Here is a 25,669-nt window from a genome sequence, read left to right as displayed (position 1 = left end):
GATCAAAGTTTATTGGAACGTTCTAATCATTGCTCCAACCAGGAGTCAATCGGCAATTTTTTGATTCCAGAATATCGATAATTGGGAGGCTGCAAGTGCCGCCTACGAAGGGAAGTTGTGTTGCATTGCAGCAATCCCTGGCGCGGAGCCTCGAATCTTAAAGGTTCTTGATTTATTGGAACGTTCCATTTACTAGGCGTGGCAGAGGGAGAGACCGATGGGTATTGCCTTGCCTGGAGAGGGTGGCCGCAGCACAAGCTACGCGCTTGTCGGCCAGCCGGTGCAGCCGGTGATCGGCGCGCGATTTTCGCGCGTCGCCTATGCCGCGGCGCATGTGGTTGCCGATCCCCTCAAAATGACCGATCCGTGGTCGCGGCCCGTAGTCGACTGGGACAGGACGATGGCATTCCGCCATCATCTGTGGCGGCTCGGCTTCCGCATCGCCGAGGCGATGGACACCTCGCAGCGCGGCATGGGCTTCGACTGGACGAATGCGCAGGAATTGATCCGCCACTCGATCGCCGAGGCGCGGACCATCGAAGGCGCCGACCTTGCCTCCGGTGCGGGAACCGACCATCTGGCGCCGGCATCGGCCAGGACACTGCACGACGTGATTGCCGCTTATGAGGAGCAGTTCGCTTTCATCGAAGGCGAGGGCGGCAAGGCAATCATGATGGCCAGCCGTGCACTGGCTGCGGTAGCGAAGGGGCCAGACGACTACGCCGCCGTCTATGACCGCATTCTGGGCCAGGCCTCCGGCAAGGTCATCCTGCACTGGCTGGGTGACATGTTCGACCCGGCCTTGAGGGGCTATTGGGGCAGCGGCGATTTCGAAACCGCGCTCGACACGGTGGTTGCCATCATCGAACGCCACGCAAGCAAGGTCGAAGGCATAAAGATATCGCTGCTCGATGCCGGCAAGGAGGTCGCGCTCCGCAATCGGCTGCCGGATGGCGTGGTGATGTTCACCGGCGACGACTTCAATTATCCCGAGTTGATCGCCGGAGACGGCCGTGGGCATTCGCATGCGCTGCTCGGCATTTTCGACGCCATCGCGCCGGTCGCCAACGCCGCGCTGGCGAAGCTCGCCGAGGACGACCAGGCTGGCTACGACGCGCTGATGGCGCCGACGGTGCCGCTGTCGCGCAAGATCTTCGAGGCGCCGACGGAATACTACAAGGCCGGCATCGTCTTCATGGCCTGGCTGAACGGCCACCAGGACCATTTCGCGATGGTCGGCGGCATGCAGTCGGCGCGCGGCATCCGCCACTATGCCGACATCTTCCGCCTTGCCGATCAGGCAGGCCTGCTGGCCGATCCTGACCTAGCCGTATCCAGGATGAAGAGCCTGTGCGCCGTCGCGGGCGTCTGAGCCGAGCGGAATTGACCAGAAGTATCTCCCCGCATGGGGCGATTATGGTCTCGGCGCCCAGAGCCACTCCGTGGGCCGCCCGGACGTGGCGCGTATCGTTTTAATGCAATCCCCAATTGGTAGACTCGCGCAACGCACCGGCAGTTAATTCCTCCGCAGGCCAAAAGGAGGGAAAGGCCGCAGACCGGGAGGAAACGATGTCTGTGCAAAAAGAAGACTATCGAACCAACAAAGCCGACTATGTGATTGCTGCGACGTGTGGCCGAATGGCCGCAGGCGATGGCGAGCACGATGAGCTGCTGGCAAAAGAGACGTTCCTGCGGCTAAGAGATCGGCGATTCGCCAAATTGGCCGCAAACCCGGCGGAAAGCTCGCCAGGACCGAAGGCCAGACCGCGTGGTTACGGCCGCTCGTTCTAAAGCAATTCCAGGAAAAGTGTGAAGCGGTTTTCCGTCCGGGATTGCGTCAAAACAAAGAGTTAGAGCGGTTCGGCATTTCCGTGAAACGATGAACCGCTCTAGCGAATCGAACGCACGGAAAAGCCCCGCCGACCGGGAGTCAGGCGGGGCTTTACTGGACAGGCTTTTGGGAAGTCCAGCGATCCAAGAGGATCGGTTTCAATATGGCGCCCTCTTCGATGCAGCGCATCGGCCGAATAGATGAAGGCGTGATATCGCGTTAAGCGGCCGGCGCGTCCGATCTGTCGGTAAAACGCCCAGTTCTTATGCCAAACGGCTATCGGTATTTCTTTGAAAGGATGGTGGGCGTGACAGGGATTGAACCTGTGACCCCTGCAATGTCAATGCAGTGCTCTCCCGCTGAGCTACACGCCCATCCGAAGCCGCGCATACACCATTTTTGATCCAGCGCGTCAATAGCAGGAAATAGGAAAGAAGGTGCCGTCTCGCCGCAGCGGCGATACCTCTACGGAAAGGCGGCTCAGGCCGCCTGCAGCATCTTCTCGACCTCGTTGACGAGATCGCGCAGATGGAACGGCTTCGACAGCACCTTGGCGTCTTTCGGCGCCTTGGAATCCGGATTCAGCGCGACGGCGGCGAAACCGGTAATGAACATCACCTTGAGGTCGGGATCGATCTCGGTGGCGCGGCGTGCCAGCTCGATGCCGTCCATTTCGGGCATGACGATGTCGGTCAACAGCAGCGAGAATGGTTCCTCGCGCAGCCGCTCATAGGCGCTGGCGCCGTTGTCGAAATCGCTGACCTGGTAACCGGCGCGCTCCAGCGCCTTGACGAGGAACCGACGCATATCGTCGTCGTCTTCCGCCAGAAGAATGCGTGCCATGATATCCCGTCCGAATCGCCCGCCCGAGACTGCCGTCCGGGCAGCCCGTTAACCATCCTGTATATGAGGAGGTGAGGGTAAACATCAAGTGAACGAGGACGGGGATCACCCCATATTTGCCGGATGGCACCGCCGCTGAAATGCTGGACATGCGGCCAGCAAGGTGGCAGTTTCGCATGATGATGCATTGGTGTTTTCGGGTTCGTTCAAATTGAAGACGGCAGCCGAAGATTTTTCGGTCGTTCCACCCTTCGAAATCCGATCGGGCGCCGAACAGCGCGTTCCCTTCCTCTTCAACTCACCGCATAGCGGCCGCTACTATCCGGAACGCTTCCTTGCCATGGCGAAGCTGGATCGCAATGCCATCCGCCGCTCGGAGGATTGTTACGTCGACGAGCTGTTCGGCGGCGCCGTGGCGCTGGGCGCGCCGATGCTGGCGGCGAATTTCCCGCGCGCCTATCTCGACGTCAACCGGGAACCTTGGGAACTCGACCCGCGAATGTTCGCCGAGCCGGTGCCGTCCTTCTGCAACATCCGGTCCGCACGGGTGGCTGGCGGGCTCGGCACCGTGCCCAAGCTGGTCGGCGAGGGGCTCGAGATCTATTCCGGCCGTTTGCCGCTGGCCGAAGCCGTTGCCCGCATCGAGGCCGTCTACAAGCCTTACCACGAAACGCTGAAGCGGCTTTTGACCAGAACCCATGCCCGCTTCGGCTTTGCCGTGCTGATCGACTGCCACTCGATGCCGGCCAGCATCCGCGTCGGCGACAGCGGCCTGCGGCCGGACTTCATCATCGGCGACCGTTTCGGCATTTCGGCCACCGCGGCCCTGACCGAGACCGCGATCGGCCTGCTGACGGCGATGGGCTATGCCGTCGCCCACAACAAGCCCTATGCCGGCGGCTTCATCACCGAACATTACGGCCGCCCGGCGCGCCATCTGCATGCGCTGCAGATCGAGGTCAATCGCGGGCTCTATATGAATGAGCGGACATTCGAGAAAACCGCGGGCTTTGACGCACTGGCCGACGATCTGAGGCGATTTTCGGCCGATCTGATGGCGATGCCCGACCATCACTTCGTCGACCTGCCGCTGGCCGCGGAATAGATTCACGCCCGAGATTCACGACGTAAAAAAAGACCGCATCGTTTGCACGATACGGTCGAAGTCTAGGGAGGAAACGCCCAAGGAGGGCATGGACAGGAGAACCTGTCCGAGATTGAGGGTATTGTGCGGTGCACAAATGTCAAGCGACGTTCAGGCTTTTTTAATTCAGAGTGATGTGGAAACATCGTTTCGATGACGTTTGCGTGACATTCTGGCAACAGTGGGCGTGGCGGATAAATCGATAAACAGGCTTGTTTTGACGGGAAAGTGTCGGCAGAGCGCGGTCGGGCACTCTGCAATGCGGGAGAATCAATTGGACATCAGCATCGATTTCATGCGCCGCATCGCGCAAGCCGCAGCAGCGGAAACCTTGCCGCGCTTCCGTAGCCAGGGTGCTGTGGCCAACAAGGAAAAGGGCAGTTTCGATCCGGTCACCGAGGCCGATCGCGAGGCCGAGCGCGCCATCCGGGCGCTGATATCGGCCGAATATCCCGACCATGGCATTCTTGGCGAGGAGCATGGCAGCGAAAACATCTCCAGCAGGCATGTCTGGGTGATCGACCCGATCGACGGCACGCGCGCCTTCATCTCCGGCCTCCCGGTCTGGGGGACGCTGGTCGGGCTGACGGTCGACGGTGACGCGGTCGCCGGCATGATGGCGCAGCCCTTCACCGGCGAGCTGTTCTATGCCAACGCGTCGGGCTCGTATTACGAGGGGCCGGGCGGCCCGCGAAAACTGGCGACCCGCAAGACCAAGAAACTCGACGAGGCGACGCTGTTCACCACGACGCCGGCGCTGTTCAAGGGTGAGGCGCGCAATCGCTATGACGCGTTCGAGAAGCAAATCCAGCTCGCCCGCTACGGTGCCGATTGCTATGCCTTCGCCATGATCGCCTCGGGAAGCGTCGATATCGTCGCCGATCCCGGATTGAAGCCTTACGACATCGTGGCGCTGATCCCGATCATCGAGAAGGCCGGCGGTGTCGTCACCACCTTCGAGGGCGGGCCGGCCGAAAAGGGCGGAGATGTGCTGGCGGCGGCGACGCCGGAGCTGCACGCGGCGGCCATGGCTGCCCTGCGGGGTTGAGGTCCGAGTCCTAGCTGTCGATTGACGAAGGATTGCTGAGACGCAAGCCCCACAGTATGAGCGCGAAAGCAATGAGGCCGGTCGGCGCCGACGAATACCCTACGCCTTTGATCGCCTCCTCCTGAAAGTCGCTCCCGTGGAAGGCTCCGGCCGCCAGCGGCATTGTCTCGTTGCCGGCCCCCCAGACGCTGGCCATCACATAGGCGGCCAGAATGGCCAAAGCCGAATAGATCAGCGGCCAGAAGGCAGCCCGCGACATCACGGCGCCGAGATTGAGCCTGGACCATATGAGGCCCAGCGCCAGCAGCAGGACGCCCTGCAGGGCGCTCAGTGTGTGAACTGACAGTCCGAGTCGCGGTGCGGCGAGGTATGGGATGGCAAACCCTTCGAATGACGAAAACAGCAGAAGGGCGATGCCGAGTTGCAGCAGGCGATGGCCCTGGCGTGGCAGCGTGTTTGATGCGTTCATGGCTGCTCCTCCCGATCACTGTGGCCGGTAAGCTCTTGGGCAGCAATTAGTGCTCGTGGCCCGAATGGGAATAAGGCGTCGAACCGCGCTGATCAGGGCATCCGCTCACGCATTGTCGCCGAGCCTCCGTGCGGTCCCTGTGCTGACCGGTCGGTCCTTCCATGAAGGTGACTGGGTTGTGTGGGTCCGCTCATAGGCGATAACGTGGCCCGCAAACCGACAGGCAAAGCGGTCAAACGACGTCGTCGGAGCCCGGGATGAAGGCGTCGAAGGCGGCGAGGAGTTGTTCGCGGTAGAGATCGGCTTCCTGCAGGATTTCATGGCGCGAGCCGTCGATCATCAGCTGCGAGCCGAGCCGCAGATGTCTGGCGTAAGTTTCCACCGCCCTGGTCGAGACGACTTGGTCGGCGCCGGCGGCGATGATCAGGAGAGGCACCTGAATCCGGGCCATGAAATCGGGATCGCTGATCGCTTCCGACGCCTTCGCCGCTGCCTGCAGCCAGCGGATTGTCGGGCCGCCAAGCGCCAGTTGCGGATACTCTTCGTAGATGCGCGTGTTGCGCCGATAGCGCTGCGGGTCCGATGTCACCTTGTTGGCCTCGAAAGGCAATGTCTGTCTCGGCCGTGGACCCCAGGCGGCATAGAGCCGGCCAAGGCCAACCGCACAGAAAAACGAACAGACGCGGCGGACCGTGCTTATCGAGACCGGAAGATCGGGCAGCGTCAGGAACGGCGCGATCAGCACCATGCGCCGCACGCGGTTGACCAGGGATGGCGCGGCAAGCAGCGTGATCACCGCCCCGGCAGAATGGGCGAGGATGTAGTATGGTCCGCGGCAGTCGGGCAGCACGATTTCCTCGAAGAACTGCTCCAAGTCAGCCGTATAATCGCGAAACGACCTGACATAGCCGCGCTGGCGATCGCGGATCAGCCGGTCGGAATCACCTTGGCCGCGCCAGTCGAGCGTGGCGACGCCAAGGCCCCGGGCGGCAAGGTCGCGGATGGTCTCGAAATATTTCTCGATGCACTCGTTGCGGCCGGAGAGCAGCACCACGGTGCCCCTCATCGGACGCGCCACAGCCGCGAACAGACCATAGCGGATCTTCTTGCCGTCCCGCGTGATGAAGAAGCCGCCGGTGGCGTTCTCCGGCCGCGGATTGCCCTCAGTCTCGTGGAAAAGGGGGATGTCTTGGAGGATGTCCGTCATTCGGCGCTTTGTGCTCGGCGTCTTCACGTGCCAGCCTGTCGGGACCGGCCTCTCAAGGTGATAGACGTCAATACATCAAAAGCAAAGGAATTCCAGGTTACGGGAGACGCAGCACCAGGGAAGGCCGGAAGCGGCTTTGAGCGCGCTTCCGGCCTTCTGTCGATCCGGGAGGAAGGGACGTTAACACCCGGTTCGGCCTCGTTGCGGCCCCTCTGCAAATCCGGCGCCGCCAATCCGTGATCTTGAGAGGCACTTTAGCGGCAGCTGTCTGAACGCGCGCCGAAGCGCCGGTTCATCTGCCGTTCATCAAGGGCAGGCCGCCCTGCTTTTTTGCCGTCCGGCCAAATCTTGAAATGCCTTCGCGCGCTCCCCAAATGTGGTTTGCGGTCGCCAATATCGGGGCCGCTGGTCCAGCCGAAACGCCGCTCGTGGGTTTCGCACCGGCCATACGCAAACCATGTTGCTCAACAGGAGAACACCTCATGCGTCACGTTGATTTTTCCCCGCTCTATCGTTCGACCGTCGGCTTCGACCGTCTCTTCACCATGCTCGATTCGCTTGCGCAGCCCGATGGCGCGCAGACCTATCCGCCCTACAACATCGAGCGCACCGGCGAGGATTCCTACCGGATCTCGATGGCCGTTGCCGGCTTCTCGGACGAAGAAATCTCGATCGAAGCCCATCGCAATGTGCTGACTGTAAAAGGTGAGCGCAAGGATGAGGGTACTGGTGAAGGCTCCGAGCTGCTTTATCGCGGCATTGCCTCCAGGGCCTTCGAGCGCCGCTTCCAGCTTGCCGACCACGTTGAAGTCGTCGGTGCCTCGCTGAAGAACGGCCTGCTCTTCGTCGACCTCAAGCGCAACATCCCCGAGGAGCTCAAGCCGCGCAAGATCGCGATCACCTCGGCTCCGGCCAAGGCCAAGCAGATCGAGGCCAAGACCGCTGCGTAATATCTAGTCTCCTCCCGAGACGGAAGCGGCGCCGAAAGGCGCCGCTTTTTTTCTGGGATACCGTCTATCCAGCAATCAACTGGCCGAAGCGGTCGACTTCCTCGGTTGTGGTCGCAAAGCTGGTGACGAAGCGATAGAGCAACTCGTCCTCGCCGATATGGCCCTCAAAGCCGTGCGGCTTGTGCCAATCGTAAAAGGCGGCGCCCGCCGCCTGAAGCCTGTCGGCTTCGGCTTTCTTCATCACCGCGAACACCTCGTTGGCCTGCGGCAGCCATGCCAGCTTGGCCGTGCCCGAATCCTCGATTGCCGCCGCCAGGCGCGCGGCCATGGCGTTGGCATGGCGCGCCGTGTCGAGCCATAAGCCGTTCTTGAAATAGGCATCGAACTGCGCCGCGATAAAGCGCGATTTCGAGAATAGTTGGGCTGCGCGCTTGCGCAGGAAGGCCAATTCTTTCGCGCGGTCGAGGTCGAACAGAACGATCGCCTCGGCGCACCAGCAGCCATTCTTGGTGCCGCCGAAGGACAGGATGTCGACGCCGCGTTTCCAGGTCATTTCGGCCGGCGTCGTGTCCAGTGCGGCCAGCGCATTGGCAAAGCGGGCGCCGTCCATGTGCAGCGGCACGGAATGCTGCTTGGCAATGGCCGAGATCGCGGCAATGTCATCCAGGCCATAAATGGTGCCGACCTCCGTCGACTGGGTGATCGAAACAGCCATCGGCCGGCCCCAATGGACCACTTCGCCGGCAAAACGGCCGATTGCCCTTTCCAGATTGTGCGGATCGATCTTGCCCAACGCCCCGTCGATGGCATTGAGGCGCGAGCCGCCGGAAAAATACTCCGGCGCGCCGCATTCATCTACGATGACATGCGATTCGCGATGGGCGAAGGAAATGCCTCCGGGCTTGTTGTATGCAGTCAGCGACAGCGAGTTGGCGGCGGTGCCGGTCGCCACGAAGAACACCGCGACCTCGCGTTCGAAAATCTCGCTGAAGCGCCGATAGACCGCCTGGTCGAGCGCACCGTCGCCATAGGCCATGGAAAAACCGCCGGCATTGGCGGACAAGCCGGCGGCGATATTGGGATGGGCGCCTGCCCAATTGTCGGAAGCGAAGAACATGCATCTGCCTGTGTTGGGGAAATCAGTGCGGAGTTGACCGGTTTCGCTAGCCGACCGCAAGGGCCAGAGGCTGGAAAACCATTAAAGCCAAGCCAGACAGACGGGCAGGCCTCGGCGACTGAAGCTTACGTTTTTCATCGGCTTCACGTAATTTTCTGTCGCCGGCGGCCCAAGTTTTTTGTGAATCGGTCTTGTGCGCGTCGGGGAATTCTGCCATAAAAATTTAGGACAGTAGTGCTGTCTTATTTTGTCGCACAAAACTGGCCGGATTGGCGTAACATATTGGCCTCTCCGGCTGTTGCTGCGAGCGACAGGTGGACGGCCAGACTCTGGCCTGTACGATACCAGATGCGAGCCAAGCGGAAAGCCGCATGGTTCGGCAAGGATTTCGCAAGACGTGCCGCAAGGATCAGGGTGAGCCAAGCGCTTGCCGAGGCAAACCAGCGCCTGAAGGGCTGGAATGGAGGACAGGACAATGACGGATATGACGCTCTCTGCGACGAACGGCCAGGCCGCGCAGACGAAAGCGGCTGCCGTCAAAAACACGCCGCGATCCAATATTGGCCGAACCGATACCGGTTTTTCCGCTCGTGGCCTCTACGATCCGCGCAACGAACATGACGCCTGCGGGGTCGGCTTCATCGTCAACATGAAGGGCGTGAAGTCCCATCAGATCGTCGAGGACGGCCTTGCCGTGCTTGAAAACCTGACGCATCGCGGCGCCGTCGGCGCCGATCCGCTGGTTGGCGATGGCGCCGGCGTGCTGGTGCAGCTTCCGGACCAATTCTTCCGTGAGGAGATGGCTGCCCAGGGCATCGAGCTGCCGCCGTCGGGCCAGTATGGTGTTGGACACTGGTTCATGCCGCAGGACGCCACCCTTCGCGCCCATGTCGAGGATGTTATCGCCGAGTCCGCGCAGTCCGAGGGGCTGCCGCTGCTGGGATTTCGCGACGTGCCCGTGGACAATTCATCGCTGTCGAAGGCGCCCGACATTGTCGCGTCCGAGCCTTTCCATCGCCAGGTCTTCATCGGCCGCACGGCCGACATTCCCGATGACGAGGAATACGAGGCGAGGCTCTATCTGCTGCGCAAGGTCATCTCGGGCCGTATCTACGCCGAGAACGACAACAAGGACATCGGCGCCTATTGTGTGTCGCTGTCGGCGCGCACCATCGTCTACAAGGGCATGTTCCTGGCCTATCAGGTCGGCGCCTACTACAAGGACCTCAAGGATCCGCGTTTTGAGACCGCGCTGATCCTCGTCCACCAGCGCTTCTCGACCAACACCTTCCCGTCGTGGAAGTTGGCGCATCCCTACCGCATGGTCGCGCACAATGGCGAGATCAACACCGTGCGCGGCAACAACAACTGGATGGCGGCCAGGCAGGCTTCAGTCGATTCCGAACTGTTCGGCAACAACATCTCGAAGCTCTGGCCGATCTCCTATGACGGCCAGTCCGACACCGCCTGTTTCGACAATGCGCTCGAGTTCCTGTTCCAGGGCGGCTATAGCCTCAGCCACGCCATGATGATGCTGATCCCGGAAGCCTGGGCCGGCAACAAGCTCATGGATGCCGATCGCAAGGCTTTCTACGAATACCATGCAGCTCTGATGGAGCCGTGGGACGGGCCGGCGGCGGTCGCCTTCACCGATGGCCGCCAGATCGGCGCTACGCTCGACCGCAACGGATTGCGCCCGGCACGCTACATCGTCACCGACGACGACCGCGTCATCATGGCTTCCGAGGCCGGCGTGCTGCCGGTGCCGGAGGAGAAGATCGTCCAGAAGTGGCGGCTGCAGCCCGGCCGCATGCTTCTGATCGATCTTGCCAAGGGCCGCATCGTCCCCGACGAGGAGATCAAGTCGGAGATCGCCACCAAGCATCCCTACAAGACCTGGCTCGCCAACACGCAGCTCATCCTGGAAGATCTGAAGCCGGTCGAGCCACGCGCGCTGCGCAAGGATGTCAGCCTGCTCGATCGCCAGCAGGCGTTCGGCTACACCCAGGAAGACACCAAGCTGCTGATGTCGCCGATGGCGACCACCGGCCAGGAAGCGGTCGGTTCGATGGGCACCGACACGCCGATTTCGGCCATGTCGGACAAGTCGAAGCTGCTCTACACTTATTTCAAGCAGAACTTCGCCCAGGTCACCAATCCGCCGATCGATCCGATCCGCGAGGAGCTGGTGATGAGCCTGGTGTCCTTCATCGGGCCGCGGCCGAACATCTTCGACCTGGTCGGCAATTCGCGCCGCAAGCGGCTCGAGGTGCGCCAGCCGATCCTGACCAATGGCGACCTGGAAAAGATCCGTTCCATCGGCCACACCGAGGACCGTTTCGACACCAAGACGATCGACATCACCTATGGCTCCAACGAGGGCGCCGCGGGCATGCAGGGCGCCATCGACCGCCTATGCGAGCGGGCCGAGGCGGCAGTCGCCGGCGGCTACAACATCATCATCCTGTCCGACCGCCAGCTCGGCCCGGACCGCATCGCCATTCCGGCGCTGCTGGCAACGGCCGCGGTGCATCACCACCTGATCCGCAAGGGGCTGCGCACCTCGGTTGGCCTCGTCGTGGAATCCGGCGAGCCGCGCGAAGTGCACCATTTCTGCTGCCTTGCCGGCTACGGCGCGGAAGCGATCAATCCCTATCTCGCCTTCGACACGCTGCTCGACATGCACAAGCGCGGCGAGCTGCCTGAGGAGGTGGATGCCTACGAAGTCGTGTCGCGCTACATCAAGTCGATCGGCAAGGGCATCCTCAAGGTGATGTCCAAGATGGGCATCTCGACCTACCAGTCCTATTGCGGCGCGCAGATCTTCGACGCCATCGGGCTGAAGACCGATTTCGTGCAGCAATATTTCACCGGCACCGCGACGCTGATCGAAGGCGTCGGGCTGGATGAGGTCGCAGGCGAAACGGTCAGCCGCCACACGGATGGTTTCGGCAGCGATCCGGTGCTGCGCAACAGCCTGGATGTCGGTGGCGAATATCTCTTCCGCATGCGCGGCGAGGCGCATATGTGGTCGCCCGATGCGGTCGCCACCTTGCAGCACGCCGTGCGCCAGGGCTCGTGGGAGACGTTCAAGGACTATTCGGCGCAGATCGACAGCGAGACGGCCCGCGCGCAGACCATCCGCGGCTTGTTCAAGATCAAGCTGGCGGACGAGACCGGCCGCAAGAAGGTCGCGCTCGACGACGTGATGCCGGCGGCCGAGATCGTCAAGCGCTTCTCGACCGGGGCGATGTCGTTCGGCTCGATCTCCAGGGAAGCGCACACCACGCTGGCCCGCGCCATGAACCAGATCGGCGGCAAGTCGAACACAGGCGAGGGCGGGGAAGAGGCCGACCGCTACCTGCCGCTGCCCGGTGGCGGCAAGAACCCGGAACGTTCGGCGATCAAGCAGGTCGCCTCGGGCCGGTTCGGGGTGACGGCTGAGTATCTCGTCAATTCCGACGTCATGCAGATCAAAGTCGCGCAGGGCGCCAAGCCCGGCGAGGGCGGCCAGCTGCCCGGCCACAAGGTCGACGCCACCATCGCCAAGGTTCGGCATTCGACGCCCGGCGTCGGCCTGATCTCGCCGCCGCCGCATCACGACATCTATTCGATCGAGGATCTGGCGCAGCTGATCTACGATTTGAAGAACGTCAACCCGGCCGCCGACGTGTCGGTCAAGCTGGTTTCGGAAGTCGGTGTCGGCACGGTCGCGGCAGGTGTTGCCAAGGCGCGCGCCGACCACATCACCATCTCGGGCTATGATGGCGGCACCGGTGCCTCGCCGCTCACCTCGCTCAAGCATGCCGGCAGCCCGTGGGAAATGGGCCTCGCCGAGACGCACCAGACGCTGGTGCTGAACGGCTTGCGTTCGCGCGTGGCGCTGCAGGTCGATGGTGGCTTGCGCACCGGCCGCGACGTCATCATCGGCGCGCTGCTCGGCGCCGACGAGTTCGGCTTCTCGACTGCGCCGCTGATCGCGGCCGGCTGCATCATGATGCGCAAGTGCCATCTCAACACCTGCCCCGTCGGCGTCGCGACGCAGGATCCGGTGTTGCGCAAGCGCTTCAAGGGCACGCCCGAGCATGTCATCAACTTCTTCTTCTATGTGGCGGAAGAGGTGAGGGCACTGCTTGCCGAAATGGGATTCACCCATATCGACCAGATCATCGGCGACGCCGACCTTCTGGAAAAGCGCGACGTGATCCAGCACTGGAAGGCGCGCGGTCTCGACTTCTCGAAGATGTTCTACAAGCCCGATGCGCCGCATGAAGCGGTGCACTGGACCGAACGGCAGAAGCATCCGATCGACGATGTGCTCGACCGCAAGCTGATCGAACTGGCCAAGCCAGCGCTCGAGGCCAAGCAGGCGGTCAAGATCGAGGTCGACATCCGCAATGTCGACCGTTCGACGGGCGCCATGCTGTCAGGCGAAGTGGCCAAGCGCTTCAAGCACAAGGGCCTGCGCGAGGACACGATCTCGGTGAAGCTCACCGGAACCGCCGGCCAGTCCTTTGGTGCCTTCCTGGCGCGCGGCATCTCGTTCGAACTCGTCGGCGCCGCCAACGACTATGTCGGCAAGGGCCTGTCGGGCGGACGCATCGTCATCCGGCCGCCTGAAGAGGCCAGGATCGTCGCGGCCGAGTCCATCATCGTCGGCAACACGGTGCTCTACGGCGCGACCGAGGGCGAGGCCTACTTCGCCGGCGTCGCCGGCGAGCGTTTCGCGGTGCGCAATTCGGGTGTTGCCGCCGTCGTCGAAGGCGTCGGCGACCATGGCTGCGAGTACATGACCGGCGGCGTCGTCGTCGTCATCGGCAAGACCGGCCGCAACTTCGCCGCCGGGATGTCGGGCGGTGTCGCCTATGTGCTGGACGAGGCCGGCGATTTCGCCGAGCGCTGCAACATGGCGATGGTCGAGCTGGAGCCGGTGCCGGAAGAAGACGATTTGATGGAAAGGCTGCTGCACCATGGCGGCGACCTCGACCACAAGGGCCGCGTCGACGTGTCCGGCGACATGACCAGCCACGACGAGGAACGGCTCTACCAGCTGATCTCGAACCACGTCCACTATACGGGCTCGGTGCGCGGCCGCGAGATCCTCGACGACTGGACGACATTCCGGCCGAAATTCCGCAAGATCATGCCGGTCGAATACCGCCGCGCTCTGATCGAGATGGAACGCATGCGCATGGGCGTCGCGGCCGAATAGAGTTGTGAGAACTGCCGGGGAGCCCAGGCTTCCCGGCCCCTTCATCGACAGTTTGACCTCGGGCGCAAGGTTGCCATGGCTGCCTCAAGAGGTTAACGGGTGCGGCGAAAACCGCACCATCTGGACAGCAGGAACTGGACTATGGGCAAGGTAACAGGCTTTCTCGAGATCGACCGGCAGGTGCACAAGTACCAGCCGGCCTCCGACCGCATCCGGCATTTCCGCGAGTTCACGCTGCCGATGTCGGACAAGGAGGTCGAGAAACAGGCCGCTCGCTGCATGGATTGCGGCATTCCGTTCTGCCACGGGCCGACGGGCTGCCCGATCCACAACCAGATCCCCGACTGGAACGACCTCGTCTACAACAGGGACTGGGACAACGCGATCCGCAACCTGCATTCGACCAACAATTTCCCGGAGTTCACCGGCCGCATCTGCCCGGCACCTTGCGAGGAAGCCTGCACGCTGAATCTCGAGGACATCCCCGTCGCCATCAAGACGGTCGAGCAGGCGATCGCCGACAAGGCCTATGAGACCGGCCACATCAGGCCCTATCCGCCGGAGAAGAAGACCGGCAAGCGCGTCGCCATCATCGGCTCCGGCCCGGCCGGCATGGCTGCCGCCCAGCAACTCGGCCGCGCCGGCCACGACGTCCATGTCTATGAACGCGAGAGCCGTCCGGGCGGGCTGATGCGCTACGGCATTCCCGACTTCAAGATCGAGAAGCACTATATCGACCGTCGCATCGAGCAGATGCAGGGCGAGGGCGTGACCTTCCATTGCGGCGTCAATGTCGGCGTCGACAAGCCGGTGATCGAGCTGCTCGCCGAGCATGATGCCGTGCTCTATTGCGGCGGGTCGGAAACGCCGCGAGCGGCCAACATTCCCGGCGACGATCTCGGCGGCGTGCATGACGCCATGCCCTATCTGGTGCAGCAGAACCGCCGCGTCGGCGGCGAGCCGATCCAGTCGGTGGCATGGCCATCGCACCCGATCATCGCCGGCGGCCAGCATGTTGTCGTGGTCGGCGGCGGCGATACAGCGTCGGACTGCGTCGGCACCGCTTTCCGCCAGGGCGCGGTGCGCGTCACCCAGCTCGACATCCGCCCGCAGCCGCCGGAAAAGGAAGACAAGCTCGCCGTGTGGCCCTATTGGGCGACCAAGATGCGCACCTCATCCTCGCAGGCCGAGGGCGCCGAGCGCGAATTCCAGGTGGCGACGCTCGAATTCATCGGCGAAGAAGGCCAGCTTACCGGCGTCAAATGCTGCGAGGTCGACGACAAGCGCAAGCCGATCGCCGGCACTGAATTCGTCATCCGCGCCGACCTCGCCTTCATTGCCATCGGCTTTGCCGGACCGGCGGCGGGCGGCGTGGCGGCTGAGCTGGAAGGTGAGATGAAGATCACCACCGACAGCCGCCGCTCCAGGAATGTCGAGGCCAATGACCGCGACTACAGGACCAGCGTCGACCGGCTCTATGCGGCGGGCGATGTGCGCCGTGGCCAGTCGCTGGTGGTCTGGGCGATCCGCGAAGGCCGCCAGGCAGCGCGCTCGATCGACGAGGCGCTGATGGGATCGACGGTATTGCCCCGCTAAGGGTTGATCGCGGTCGTGGTGTCCGTCGCGGCCGCTGCCGCTGCGGGTGTCTTTGGCGGCCAGGAGAAATCGTCGGCTCGTCCGGGCGAAGCCTCCGGCGCCTTGCCTTCGATCACCAGTTTTTCCCCGGGAAGAGCCGGATTGGCTTTCGCCGGCGGGGCGGCGCCGAGCAACTCTGTGCCGCCGTCGAGCGCCGGATCACTGAGCAGCATGGGTGCGGTGCGGTCGATCACAATCGGCGCGGCAGCTGGCGCCGGTGCCTCGACAGGCGCACCCGCCGGCGCGGCGGCCGGGGCCAAGCTGCCGGGCGCGGCCAGACCCAGTATCTTCATCAGCGGCTTTTCGGTGTAGAAGGCTAGCTTGCGCTTGCCGGCCTTCGACACGTTGATGCCGTCATCGGCGCGCAGTCGCACCGGCTGGCCGTTCATGTCGGGGCCGCTGGTGATGAAGGCGCCGTTCTCGTCGACGAACCCATCCCAGACGTCGACGAATTCGCCGCCATGGCTTTCGGCGGCCTTGTGATAGATGTCGTTGAAGGCCAGCATGTCGGAGGTCATCTTCGGCACCCGGAAGGCCGGCATGCCGACCCACAGGAACGGCACCTTGGCGGCGGCGATGGCCTTGCCGAATGCGTCGGTGCGCTGCTCATATTCCTTGGTCCAGTTCTCGGACCGGGGCTGCTCGCGCACATCGCCCACCTTCATCTGCTGGCGGTCGTTGGACCCCAGCATGACGACCACCGCGGCAGGCTTCTCGGTCTCGATCAGCGATTTGATTTGTTCGGGCCAGTTGTAGAAATCGTCACGCACGAAGCCGGACGAACCATTGGCGCGAACGACGATCCTCACGGCTGGATTGTCGGCAAAGGCGGTGTCCAGCCCTTCGGCGAGACCGGACGCCATGAAATCCCCGACAACCAGGACTATGCGGGCGTCCGGCGCCTTCTCCGCTATCGGCATTTGTGGCTCGACCGGTGCACGCGGAACCCGGGGTTTGCGCGGCTTCGGTTTTGCCCTCTCGATGTCGAGCGGCGGCTCAAACCGCTCGCTGCGGCGCGGAAACAGAAGGTCGCGCAACGACCAGCCACGATCCTGCTGCTGCTCCTCCTCCTGCGCCATGGCCGGCGCATGGAAAGCACCGGCCGCGCCGATCGCCAAAAGGACGATCGCCAGAAAAAGGATCGGCGTGCGACGAACAAGGATCGCGATGCGCGCGGCCGAAACCAATCACTCCTCCATCCCCTTGCGCCTGGTCCCGCAAACCGGAGCCGGTTTTGGGGCTGGGTGCAAGTTCAAAGTGCCATGGCGCGTGGTGCGTGCGCGAAAAACGCGCGTGGCGCCGTGGTCGACTCTATTTCTGCCTGAGCCATTTGAGCACTTCCATGCTCGGATAGCCGTCCTGGGTCAAGCCGACCTTTGCCTGATAGGCCATGATGGCCGACTTGGAGCCGTCACCGATCTTGCCGTCGGCCTTGCCGTCGTAAAGCCCGTGCTGCGAAAGCCGCTTCTGCAACTCCTGCCTTTCCTCGAAGGTGAGCTTGGTGAAGGGCCGATTCCAGTCCTGGACGAGGCCGCTGCCACCGGCGATCTCGTCGGCGAGAAGGCCGACAGCCAGGGCATATTTGTCGGCGTTGTTGTAAGCCTTGATGACCGAGAAGTTCCTGATCATCAGGAAGGCCGGCCCGCCACGGCCATCCGGCACCTTCAGCGTCGCCTTGTCGGCGGGGCTCTTGAACGGCTTGCCGCTGGCCCTGACCACCCCGAGCGCCTGCCACTGCGCCAGCGTCTTCGATCCACCCGGCAGTTTGCCGGCCGGGATCGCCACTTCGTAGCCCCAGGTCTTGCCGGCCTGCCAGCCGTTCTTCTTCAACAGATTGGCTGATGTCGCCAGCGCATCGGGGATGGAATTCCAGATGTCGCGCTTGCCGTTGCCATCCATGTCGACGGCATAGTGCTGGTAGCTGGTGGGGATGAACTGGGTCTGGCCCATGGCGCCGGCCCAGGAGCCCATCAGGTGGCTTTCGTCGATGTCGCCGGTCTGCAGGATCTTCAGGGCCGCGACCAGCTGGGTGCGGGCGTATTTCGACCGCTTCGGATCGCCATAGGCGAGTGTCGCCAGCGAACGCACGACGTTGCGCATGATGTCGTCACGCTTGAGGATCTCGCCATAGTTCGATTCCATCGACCAGATGGCGAGCAGGATGTAGCGGTCGACGCCGAATCTCGCCTCGATCCTGTCCAGCCACGGCTTCCATTTCTTCGCCATCTGCTGCCCGACGGCGACCGACTGGTCGTGGACGCGGTTGTCGAAATAATCCCAGGCGGGCGCGGTGAATTCGGGCTGCGTGCGTGCCTTGTCCAGCACCACGGGATCCGGCTCATTGATGCCCCTGAAAGCCTGGTCGTAGACGGACCCGGAAACGCCGCCCGCCACGGCGGTGGCACGGAAGCTTGCGACCCATTGCCGGAAACCGGCATCGGCGAAGGCCGGCCCGGCAGGCACCAGCAAAGCGAGCGAGAGGCCGGCTGCCGTCATGACGCTGGTGAAACGTTTTGCGGCATTGCGAACGGACATGTTTTCCTCCTTCTCTGTCTCAGGAAAGACCATTCATCGCCGAACCGGGTTAGGAATTGGTTTACCATAGGTGGCGCCTGGAACGAAAAGACGCTTCGAAGCTTTACTGGTGGAAGTTTCCCTCGCTCGCCCAGTAATCTTCAATTCCGGCGTGAAAATGTCGCCGGATGGGGATTGCGGAGCCCGCCATCAAACGGATAATTGACAGCATGAAGAGAGTTCGCAAGGCAGTTTTCCCGGTCGCCGGTCTCGGCACGCGGTTTCTTCCCGCCACCAAGGCCATTCCCAAGGAAATGCTGACCGTGGTCGACCGGCCCGTCATCCAATATGTGGTGGACGAAGCGCGCGAGGCCGGCATCGAGCATTTCATCTTCGTGACCGGCCGCAACAAGGCCGTCATCGAGGACCATTTCGACGTCCAGTTCGAGCTCTATGACACGCTCGCGCAACGCGGCAAGGATGACCAGCTTGCCCGGCTGCAGCGGCTGCAGCCGGCGCCTGGACAAACCAGCTTCACCCGCCAGCAGGTGCCGATGGGGCTCGGCCATGCCGTCTGGTGCGCACGCGAACTGGTCGGCGACGAGCCGTTCGCGCTGCTGTTGCCTGACATGATCATGCAGTCGGAAAAGAGCTGCATGCAGGCGATGGTCGAACTCTACGCGGAAACCGGCAACAACATCATTGCCGTGCAGGAATGCGACCCGGCGGAGGCCCACAAATACGGCATCGTCGGCCGCGGCGAGGATGCGCATCACGGCTTCCGCATCACCGAGATGGTGGAGAAGCCGAAGACCGGCACCGCGCCCTCCAATCTCTATATCAACGGCCGCTACATCCTGCAGCCCGAGATCTTCAAGATTCTGGAAGGCCAGGAAAAGGGCGCCGGCAACGAGATCCAGCTCACCGACGCGATGCTGAAGCTGGAGAAGCAGCAGGCCTTCTATGGCTACCACTATCGGGGCCGCACCTTCGACTGCGGTTCGCCGGAAGGCTTCGTCGAGGCCAATGTCGCCTTCGCGCTGTGGCGCAGCGACATGAACGGGAGCATGGCCGGCGTCATCCGCACACTGCTGGATGAAATGAAGCCATCAGAGCGCCGCGGGGCGGCGTTTTAGGATATGCCGATATTCAGGTGATGCCGGCCTGCGAATGTCGGCTTCCTGCGCTTCCGGTGCTCACGTACTTTAAGTACGCTCCGCTCCGGTTCTCGGAACCCACCACTCTCGGCGCGGCCTGACCTGAATCTCAACATATCCTTGGCGTTGGTTCGCACGCGCTCAGCGCTGCACCTTCACGCCGAGGTAGATGCTGTTGGCGGTGTAGTCTCGGCCGGGCAGGTTGCTGGTCAGCTTTTCGGTCTTGACCCGGGTGGTGAGGCCGGCATAGCGGTTCAGCCACCAGGTCAGCCCGGCCTCGGCGCTCAATATCCTGTCATGGCCGTCAATGCCGACATAATCGCGCCAATCCAGGCCCAGAGCCGCGTTGCCGGTAAGGTTGGCGCGGATCTGCCGTTCGCCCGTCAGGCGGCCGGAGTAGAGGATATCGCCACTTTCACCCGCTGTGGTCGTGGTCTCGACGGTGGTCTTGCCGGTCAGGCCGATCGTGGTTCCGCGCTCCGGCGACCATTTGAGGTCGGCGTTGACGGTCGCGCCCGAAATGGGCTCCAGGCTGTTGTCGTCGATCGCTTCCCGCAGCCACCCGGCCGAGAATTCACCCGACAGCTTCTCGCCCATGTCGAGTTGCAGGCCAGCGCGAGCGCCGAGCCGCGTCGAGGAGCGCTCGAAGCCTTCATTGTCGATGCGCTGGTCGTAAGTCCGGCGGCCGACCTCGATTTCGGTGAACGGGGTGAGCGCCGGGGAGATTTCGTAGCCGGTGCGCAAGGTCGCCGTGTAGAGCGTGTTGTCTTGGTCCTTCTGCGACAGCGAGGTGCCGTCCGAAAGCTTGGCGTCGCCATAGAAATCATGCGAGACCGCGCCGGTCAGCGTGTATTGCATCTTGCCGACGGCCTTTTCGATGCCGAGGCTGCCGTCGATCGTCTGCCGCAGCGGCTGGGTGCTGACGCCGGCAATGGCATTGGGTGACGAGGCCGTCTCCGGCACCGCTTCGTAGCCGAGCTTGGCGATGGCGCGCAGTTCGTTGTCGAGGTCGACATTGAGCTGGCCTTCGATGCGGCCTTGCGCATCGTGAACCCGGTAGCCCGACACGGTCTCGCGGAACAGGCCATAGCCGTCGATGCTGGCGGAGTTTTCGCGCCAGTCGGAAATGGCGGAAAAGCGCAACGCCGTCTCGGACAGCAGCGCCGATGTACCGGCACTGCTCGAATCGCCGTTTGTCGTGGCGGTCAGGCCCTGTTCGATCGTCGGCCGAATGACGAAGGAGCCCCATTTGACGCCGGTGGCGGCGAACGGATCGTCCTCGGCTTTCTTGTTCTGGCCTTCGATGGCGGCGGTGCGCTCGGCGCCGAGGTCGAGTTTCTGCTTGTCGGCGCTGTCGATGGTGAGGGCACGGCGGTTGGCTGCTTCCTGATCCGTCGCGGCACTATCGCTGTCATCGGCCGCGGCCGCCTTGGTGCCCGTGGTCGCGGCGGTCGCCTTTTTCTTCTTCGCCTTGTCGGCTGCCTTCGCGTCGGGCTTGGTCTTGTCCTGATCCGTCGCTTTCTGCCCGGCAGCCGATGGCCGACGGCGAGGCTTGGGCGGCGGATTGTCGGTGGACGTATCGTCTGTCGCCTGCGGTGGATCGAAAACGCTGCCGGTGGCGGCATTCGTATCGCTGTCGTCAGGGATGGCGCCGGCGCTGGCCGGCAAATAGGTGCGCGGCGGCGTATCGTCCTGCGCGGCGTTGGTGGGTGCCTGCTGGCCTTGGGCGGCGAGGGCAAGCTGCTTTGCCTTGCGCTGCTGGTCGGACAGGATCGCCGATTCGGAAACCTCGCCGCGCAGCTCCGTTTCCTGGGCATGAAGCAGTCCCGGGCGCAGCAACGCAAGCATGCTGGTCGCCAGCAGCAAGGCGCAGGCCGCCTTGCCCTGTCGTCCTCTTGATTTTTCTGGCTGGGCCCCGGACATCGCCACCACTGCTTGCGCGGCGCACGCGCGCCATACTTACCGAACCGTAAATGGGGATGGTTAACGGAGGGTTGAGGCGGCGGCCGTCACGGGCCTCAAGCGCCGATTTCGAAACGGAATCATACGGCCTGCGTTAAGCTTCTTGTTTTGATGCTTGTCGTGCACCAATCCTTGGCACCGGTTTGGCCGACAGGCGTGGGGCCATTTCTGTTGGACAGGCGGGCGGCAAAGCGCTAATCGCATCATCCATGCATGCGAAATCCCTGGATAAGAAGCCGTTGGACGGGCAAGCCTCGATCGCTTCGGCGCTGAGAACGGTGGCAACCGAGCAGGCCGGGATCGCCGCCCTTGCCGAAGCGCTCGAGGACGGACTGGCCGCGCCGTTCGCGCAGGCCGTCGAGATGATCTCGAACATCAAGGGCCGGCTGATCGTCACCGGCATCGGCAAAAGCGGCCATATCGGCTCGAAGATCGCGGCGACGCTGGCCTCGACCGGCACGCCGGCCTTCTTCGTCCATCCCGTCGAGGCCAACCATGGCGATCTCGGCATGATCGCCCGTGACGATGCCATCATCGCCATCTCATGGTCCGGCGAGAGCAAGGAGATGCTGGGCATCGTCGCCTATTCCAGGCGCTTCTCCATTCCGCTCATCGCCGTCACCTCCGGCGAGACATCGGCGCTGGCGCGCGCGGCCGACGTCGTGCTGCTTTTGCCTCGCAGCCCCGAGGCCTGTCCGCACGGCCTGGCGCCGACGACGTCGACCTTACTGCAACTGGTCATTGGCGACGCGCTGGCGATCGCGCTGCTCGAGGCGCGCGGTTTCACGCCGGACCATTTCCGCACCTTCCATCCCGGCGGCCAGCTCGGCGCCAACCTGACCATGGTCTCCGAGATCATGCGGGTCGGCGATCAGATTCCATTGGCTTCGCTCGGCACCAAGATGCCGGAAGCGGTCATGACGCTGTCGCAGAAGAAGGTCGGCTGCGTCCTGATCGTCGACGCGAACGGCGAGCTGGCCGGGATCATCACCGACGGTGATGTGGCGCGCAACCTGCACCGTAACCTGGCCGAGGTCATCGTCGACGAGGTGATGACCCGCACGCCCAAGACAGTCGACCCGCAGACGCTCGCCGGCACGGCGATCGCGCTGCTCAACGAGCACAATGTCGGCGCGCTGGTGGTGACCAGGAACAACATGCCGCTGGGCGTGGTGCATTTCCACGACCTGCTTCGCATCGGCGCCGCCTAGGTGTGCTGATATTCAGGTGGGGCCGGCCTGCAAATGGCGGCTTCCTGCGCTTCCGGCCTTCGCCGGCCGAAGCACCCATGAGTGGTCGTGCCGGGTAAGGCTACGGCCGGCGTAGGCCGGTGCTCACGTACAAAAGTACGCTCCGCTCCGGTTCTCGGAAGCCACCATTTTCGACGCGGCCTGACCTGAATCTCAACACACCTACCCAAATGGGGTGCTGTGAACGTCAGACCCGCTCCACCGTCAATTCCAGATCGGTATCCGCTGCTCCGGTGACACGCACCTGCGTGCCCGCCGGCAGGTCCGGGCCGGAGACGCGCCATAGCGTGTCGCCGAGCTTGATGCGGCCACGGCCGTCCCGGATCGGCTCGGCAAGCGTGGCCATCCTGCCGATCATCTGCGCGCCGCGCCGGTTGAGCAGCGGCTGGTCCGTCGGGTCATGGCGCCCGCCGACCAGTTTCTTGCCGACATAGGCCGAGACCAGCGACAGCGCGAGGAATGCGAGGACCTGAACCTGCCAGGTCCAGATCGCGGCATCCCAGATCAGCAGCGACACGGCGCCGATGATGAGCGCCGCGATGCCGATCCACAGCATGAAGATGCCTGGTGCGACGACTTCCATGACCAGCAGGGCGAAGCCCAACACTATCCAGTTCCAAGGGCCAAGTTCAGAAACGATGCGGTCGAACATGGGAGTGCTTCTTTCAGCTTGAGCATGATCTTTCCGAAAACCGGTTCCCACTTTTCGGGATCATGCTCCTATGATCTCAATTTTCGCTCTGGCGCACGACGGGCGGGCGCGCGGACTGCCTTTGCGCGCCGGTCGTGCCTTCGCTGCGGAAGACTTCCTTGGCGATCTCGCCGATGCCGCCGAGCGAGCCGATCAGAGACGATGCCTCGAAGGGCATCAGCACGATCTTGCTGTTGGTGGCGGTGCCGATCCTGCCCAGCGCCTCGGTGTATTTTTGGGCGACGAAGTAGTTCAGCGCCTGCACGTCGCCCTTGGAAATCGCTTCCGACACCACCTGCGTGGCTCGGGCTTCCGCCTCGGCCGAGCGCTCGCGCGCCTCGGCGTCGCGGAAGGCGGCTTCCTTGCGGCCCTCGGCTTCGAGGATCTGCGACTGCTTGAGGCCTTCGGCGGCGAGGATCTGCGCCCGCTTGTTGCGCTCGGCGGTCATCTGCCGGCCCATCGATTCGATGAGGTTGGCCGGCGGGTTGATGTCCTTGATCTCGACGCGGGTGATCTTGATGCCCCACGGATGCGCTGCTTCGTCGACGACGCGCAGCAGGCGCTCGTTGATGGCGTCGCGGTTGGACAACAGCTCGTCGAGGTCCATGGAACCCATGACGGTACGGATGTTGGTCATCGTCAGGTTGAGGATGGCGTTCTGCAGGCCCGAGACCTGATAAGCTGCCTGGGCCGCGCTGAGGATCTGGAAAAAGGCGATGCCGTCGACACCGACGATGGCATTGTCGCGGGTGATGATCTCCTGGCTCGGAACGTCGAGCACTTGCTCCATCATGTTCATCTTGGCGCCGACGCGGTCGACGAACGGGAAAATGAAATTGAGGCCTGGGCTCAGTGTCTTGGTGTAACGGCCGAAGCGCTCTACCGTATAATTGTAGCCTTGCGGAATGGTCCTGATGCCTTTGATGAGAAGCACCAGTACCAGAAGGGCAAGTGCACCAATCGCAATATCGAAACCACTGAAATCCATTTGGCTCTCCCTCAGAGGCAGGCCGCGAGAGCCACTCCCGCGCAGCCGGCTTCACCAAAGACTTAATTCTGTTTCAATAGCGTTACAATCAGGTGATGAGGGATTGTTTGTAGCTTTGCACCCAGTGGTTGAAGGCAAATGGCTCCGCATCCGTATCATCAAGCCCGCCGATCGAGGCCGAGACGATCTCGGAAGCGATCTGCGAGAAGATAATGCCGTTGCCGCCGTAACCCATTACGGCATGGATGCGCGGGTGTCCCGGAATGGCGCCGATATGGGGCAGGCCAGTGGTCGTGGTGCCGAAGGAACCGGTCCAGGCAAATTCAGGCCTGACGTCGAGATGTGGAAATAGCCGGCTAAGTTTTGTGGCGATGCGCGCGCTCTTGTCGGCGATCAACGCGTCGCGCAGTGTCTCGCGAAGTCCTCGTCCGGCGAGCCGCTCCAACTCTGTTTGACGCAATTCCCCTGGGAAAGCGCTACGCGCTTTTCCCGGGAAAACCGTTTCACACTTTTCCTGGAATTGCTTTAGACCCAGCCGGACAGTTCGCGCCGCACCATGGCCTCGATCACCGCCATGCCCTCGGCACTGTCGTTGAGGCAAGGAATATGGGCGAAATCCTTGCCGCCGGCATGATGGAAGGTCTCGGCCGCCTCGCGGCCGATCTCGTCCAGCGTCTCGATGCAGTCGACGGAAAAACCGGGATTGACGATGGCGATCGACCGCACGCCCTCCTTGGCCAGCTCCTCGACCGTCTTGTCGGTATAGGGCTGCAGCCATTCCTGCGCGCCGAAGCGCGACTGGAAGGTGGTGATCAGCTTCTTCTCGCTCCAGCCTAGCTTCTCGCGCAGCAGCCGTGTCGTCTCCAGGCAATGCGCCTGGTAGGGGTCGCCCCTGTCGGAATATGGTCTCGGGATGCCATGGTAGGAGGTGATGACCACCTCCGGCTCGAAATCGAGCGTCGCCAGGTGCCGTTTGATCGAGTGGGCCAGCGCTTCGATGTAGACCGGTTCGGCATAGTATGGCGGCACGCTGCGGATGGCCGGTGCCGCCCGCATCTTCATCAACGCGCGAAACAGCTGGTCATTGGCGGTGGCCGTGGTGGTCGCGGAATATTGCGGATAGAGCGGGAAGCTCAGGATACGGTCGCAGCCCTGCGCGACCAGACGTTCGGCGACGCTCGCCGTCGAGGGGTTGCCGTAGCGCATAGCCCAGTCGACGACGACACCGGGCAGATCGCGTAGTGCCTCGGCCAGCTTTTCGCCTTGAGCGCGGGTGTAGGTGCGCAGCGGCGACTCGTTCTTCTCCCGGTTCCAGATCCGGGCATAATTGGCCCCCGATCTCTTCGGCCGCGTGGTGAGCACGAGCCCATAAAGGATCGGATACCAAATCGCCCTGTTGAGTTCGATGACGCGTGGATCGGACAGGAATTCCCTGAGGTAACGCCACATCGGCTTGAAATCGGTGCCGTCAGGGGTGCCGAGATTGACGAGCATGACGCCGACCTTGCCGGCCTTGCCCGGCGGATGGCCGGCGGGCAATGGGCCGACAGCCGTCGCGGCTTTGGGATCGACAGGGGTGGAAAGCGTCATAAGGTTCTCCGGAAGACGCGAACCTAACCATCTTGTGCGCGCTTTCAATGCAGCGTCTGGC

At 62.9% G+C, this 25,669-nt stretch carries 19 protein-coding genes, 1 tRNA gene and 1 pseudogene; 9 read left to right on the top strand and 12 right to left on the bottom strand.

Annotated features, from left to right (window positions below):
* The first annotated feature begins 217 nt into the window (after nucleotides 1-217).
* A complete protein-coding gene (locus tag JT360_RS13000; RefSeq protein WP_214472014.1) occupies nucleotides 218-1,372 on the top strand; it encodes a dihydrodipicolinate synthase family protein in 1,155 nt (384 codons plus the stop codon).
* A 197-nt stretch (nucleotides 1,373-1,569) separates the two neighbouring features.
* Nucleotides 1,570-1,791: a hypothetical protein gene (locus tag JT360_RS12995; RefSeq protein WP_214472013.1), complete on the top strand. Its 222-nt coding sequence runs from the start codon at nucleotides 1,570-1,572 to the stop codon at nucleotides 1,789-1,791.
* Between the two features lie 339 nt (nucleotides 1,792-2,130).
* Here JT360_RS12995 and JT360_RS12990 read toward each other — a convergent pair.
* A tRNA-Val gene (locus JT360_RS12990) sits at nucleotides 2,131-2,205 on the bottom strand.
* Between the two features lie 106 nt (nucleotides 2,206-2,311).
* Nucleotides 2,312-2,674, bottom strand: a complete 363-nt coding sequence (gene cpdR, locus JT360_RS12985) for a cell cycle two-component system response regulator CpdR (RefSeq protein ID WP_006199474.1) — start codon at nucleotides 2,672-2,674, stop codon at nucleotides 2,312-2,314.
* A gap of 163 nt (nucleotides 2,675-2,837) precedes the next feature.
* On the opposite strand from cpdR, the gene JT360_RS12980 reads away from it, so the two are divergent.
* Entirely contained in the window at nucleotides 2,838-3,779 is a 942-nt protein-coding gene (locus JT360_RS12980) for an N-formylglutamate amidohydrolase (protein ID WP_214472012.1), read from the top strand.
* A gap of 313 nt (nucleotides 3,780-4,092) precedes the next feature.
* A complete protein-coding gene (hisN, locus tag JT360_RS12975; protein WP_214472011.1) occupies nucleotides 4,093-4,866 on the top strand; it encodes a histidinol-phosphatase in 774 nt (257 codons plus the stop codon).
* 10 nt (nucleotides 4,867-4,876) lie between these two features.
* Here the strand turns inward: hisN and JT360_RS12970 are convergent, their stop codons facing one another.
* Both JT360_RS12970 and JT360_RS12965 read right to left on the bottom strand, forming a co-directional pair.
* Complete coding sequence (locus JT360_RS12970) at nucleotides 4,877-5,335, bottom strand: styrene oxide isomerase (RefSeq protein WP_214472010.1); 459 nt, start codon at nucleotides 5,333-5,335, stop codon at nucleotides 4,877-4,879.
* Between the two features lie 232 nt (nucleotides 5,336-5,567).
* Nucleotides 5,568-6,542 carry an alpha/beta fold hydrolase gene (locus JT360_RS12965; RefSeq protein ID WP_214472009.1) on the bottom strand — a complete coding sequence of 325 codons (975 nt, stop codon included), beginning with the start codon at nucleotides 6,540-6,542 and terminating at the stop codon, nucleotides 5,568-5,570.
* A 482-nt stretch (nucleotides 6,543-7,024) separates the two neighbouring features.
* Between JT360_RS12965 and JT360_RS12960 the strand changes: the two genes are divergently transcribed.
* Nucleotides 7,025-7,492: an Hsp20 family protein gene (locus tag JT360_RS12960; protein WP_214472008.1), complete on the top strand. Its 468-nt coding sequence runs from the start codon at nucleotides 7,025-7,027 to the stop codon at nucleotides 7,490-7,492.
* Between the two features lie 64 nt (nucleotides 7,493-7,556).
* Here the strand turns inward: JT360_RS12960 and JT360_RS12955 are convergent, their stop codons facing one another.
* Nucleotides 7,557-8,609, bottom strand: a complete 1,053-nt coding sequence (locus JT360_RS12955) for a threonine aldolase family protein (protein ID WP_214472007.1) — start codon at nucleotides 8,607-8,609, stop codon at nucleotides 7,557-7,559.
* A gap of 475 nt (nucleotides 8,610-9,084) precedes the next feature.
* Here JT360_RS12955 and gltB point away from each other — a divergent pair, with 475 nt between their 5' ends.
* Nucleotides 9,085-13,821, top strand: a complete 4,737-nt coding sequence (gltB, locus tag JT360_RS12950; RefSeq protein WP_214472006.1) for a glutamate synthase large subunit — start codon at nucleotides 9,085-9,087, stop codon at nucleotides 13,819-13,821.
* A gap of 141 nt (nucleotides 13,822-13,962) precedes the next feature.
* Nucleotides 13,963-15,417: a glutamate synthase subunit beta gene (locus tag JT360_RS12945; protein ID WP_214472005.1), complete on the top strand. Its 1,455-nt coding sequence runs from the start codon at nucleotides 13,963-13,965 to the stop codon at nucleotides 15,415-15,417.
* Here JT360_RS12945 and JT360_RS12940 read toward each other — a convergent pair.
* The gene (locus tag JT360_RS12940) at nucleotides 15,414-16,643 is read right to left on the bottom strand and encodes an SGNH/GDSL hydrolase family protein (protein WP_214472004.1); all 1,230 of its coding nucleotides are present in this window, start codon (nucleotides 16,641-16,643) and stop codon (nucleotides 15,414-15,416) included. The two genes, JT360_RS12945 and JT360_RS12940, sit on opposite strands and share 4 nt — an antisense overlap.
* 124 nt (nucleotides 16,644-16,767) lie before the next feature.
* On the bottom strand, nucleotides 16,768-17,991 hold the full coding sequence (locus tag JT360_RS12935; RefSeq protein WP_214472003.1) for a lytic murein transglycosylase: 1,224 nt from the start codon (nucleotides 17,989-17,991) through the stop codon (nucleotides 16,768-16,770).
* 209 nt (nucleotides 17,992-18,200) lie between these two features.
* On the opposite strand from JT360_RS12935, the gene galU reads away from it, so the two are divergent.
* Nucleotides 18,201-19,106: a UTP--glucose-1-phosphate uridylyltransferase GalU gene (galU, locus tag JT360_RS12930; protein ID WP_250888777.1), complete on the top strand. Its 906-nt coding sequence runs from the start codon at nucleotides 18,201-18,203 to the stop codon at nucleotides 19,104-19,106.
* 162 nt (nucleotides 19,107-19,268) lie between these two features.
* Here galU and JT360_RS12925 read toward each other — a convergent pair whose 3' ends face one another.
* Entirely contained in the window at nucleotides 19,269-21,050 is a 1,782-nt protein-coding gene (locus tag JT360_RS12925; protein ID WP_214472002.1) for an outer membrane beta-barrel protein, read from the bottom strand.
* Between the two features lie 248 nt (nucleotides 21,051-21,298).
* On the opposite strand from JT360_RS12925, the gene JT360_RS12920 reads away from it, so the two are divergent.
* Entirely contained in the window at nucleotides 21,299-22,300 is a 1,002-nt protein-coding gene (locus JT360_RS12920) for a KpsF/GutQ family sugar-phosphate isomerase (RefSeq protein ID WP_214472001.1), read from the top strand.
* A 226-nt stretch (nucleotides 22,301-22,526) separates the two neighbouring features.
* Here the strand turns inward: JT360_RS12920 and JT360_RS12915 are convergent, their stop codons facing one another.
* The 4 genes and pseudogenes from JT360_RS12915 to hemH form a co-directional block, all read right to left on the bottom strand.
* Nucleotides 22,527-22,991: an NfeD family protein gene (locus JT360_RS12915; protein WP_214472000.1), complete on the bottom strand. Its 465-nt coding sequence runs from the start codon at nucleotides 22,989-22,991 to the stop codon at nucleotides 22,527-22,529.
* 76 nt (nucleotides 22,992-23,067) lie between these two features.
* The gene (locus JT360_RS12910) at nucleotides 23,068-24,018 is read right to left on the bottom strand and encodes an SPFH domain-containing protein (protein WP_214471999.1); all 951 of its coding nucleotides are present in this window, start codon (nucleotides 24,016-24,018) and stop codon (nucleotides 23,068-23,070) included.
* A gap of 88 nt (nucleotides 24,019-24,106) precedes the next feature.
* Nucleotides 24,107-24,433, bottom strand: a pseudogene (locus JT360_RS12905) (FAD-dependent oxidoreductase); the annotation flags it as partial.
* A 110-nt stretch (nucleotides 24,434-24,543) separates the two neighbouring features.
* A complete protein-coding gene (gene hemH / locus JT360_RS12900) occupies nucleotides 24,544-25,608 on the bottom strand; it encodes a ferrochelatase (RefSeq protein ID WP_214471998.1) in 1,065 nt (354 codons plus the stop codon).
* Between the last annotated feature and the right edge of the window lie 61 nt (nucleotides 25,609-25,669).

Source organism: Mesorhizobium sp. dw_380 (assembly GCF_018588885.1).
Taxonomy (GTDB): Bacteria; Pseudomonadota; Alphaproteobacteria; order Rhizobiales; family Rhizobiaceae; genus Mesorhizobium.
The sequence above is the reverse complement of the archived record's forward strand: the minus strand, read 5'-3'. Positions and strand labels throughout refer to the sequence as shown.

Coding starts and splice junctions, on each gene's coding strand:
- JT360_RS13000 (WP_214472014.1), top strand. CDS start 218: ATGGGTATTGCCTTGCCTGGAGAGGGTGGCCGCAGCACAAGCTACGCG.
- JT360_RS12995 (WP_214472013.1), top strand. CDS start 1,570: ATGTCTGTGCAAAAAGAAGACTATCGAACCAACAAAGCCGACTATGTG.
- cpdR (WP_006199474.1), bottom strand. CDS start 2,674: ATGGCACGCATTCTTCTGGCGGAAGACGACGACGATATGCGTCGGTTC.
- JT360_RS12970 (WP_214472010.1), bottom strand. CDS start 5,335: ATGAACGCATCAAACACGCTGCCACGCCAGGGCCATCGCCTGCTGCAA.
- JT360_RS12965 (WP_214472009.1), bottom strand. CDS start 6,542: ATGACGGACATCCTCCAAGACATCCCCCTTTTCCACGAGACTGAGGGC.
- JT360_RS12960 (WP_214472008.1), top strand. CDS start 7,025: ATGCGTCACGTTGATTTTTCCCCGCTCTATCGTTCGACCGTCGGCTTC.
- JT360_RS12955 (WP_214472007.1), bottom strand. CDS start 8,609: ATGTTCTTCGCTTCCGACAATTGGGCAGGCGCCCATCCCAATATCGCC.
- gltB (WP_214472006.1), top strand. CDS start 9,085: ATGACGGATATGACGCTCTCTGCGACGAACGGCCAGGCCGCGCAGACG.
- JT360_RS12945 (WP_214472005.1), top strand. CDS start 13,963: ATGGGCAAGGTAACAGGCTTTCTCGAGATCGACCGGCAGGTGCACAAG.
- JT360_RS12935 (WP_214472003.1), bottom strand. CDS start 17,991: ATGTCCGTTCGCAATGCCGCAAAACGTTTCACCAGCGTCATGACGGCA.
- galU (WP_250888777.1), top strand. CDS start 18,201: ATGAAGAGAGTTCGCAAGGCAGTTTTCCCGGTCGCCGGTCTCGGCACG.
- JT360_RS12925 (WP_214472002.1), bottom strand. CDS start 21,050: ATGTCCGGGGCCCAGCCAGAAAAATCAAGAGGACGACAGGGCAAGGCG.
- JT360_RS12920 (WP_214472001.1), top strand. CDS start 21,299: ATGCATGCGAAATCCCTGGATAAGAAGCCGTTGGACGGGCAAGCCTCG.
- JT360_RS12915 (WP_214472000.1), bottom strand. CDS start 22,991: ATGTTCGACCGCATCGTTTCTGAACTTGGCCCTTGGAACTGGATAGTG.
- JT360_RS12910 (WP_214471999.1), bottom strand. CDS start 24,018: ATGGATTTCAGTGGTTTCGATATTGCGATTGGTGCACTTGCCCTTCTG.
- hemH (WP_214471998.1), bottom strand. CDS start 25,608: ATGACGCTTTCCACCCCTGTCGATCCCAAAGCCGCGACGGCTGTCGGC.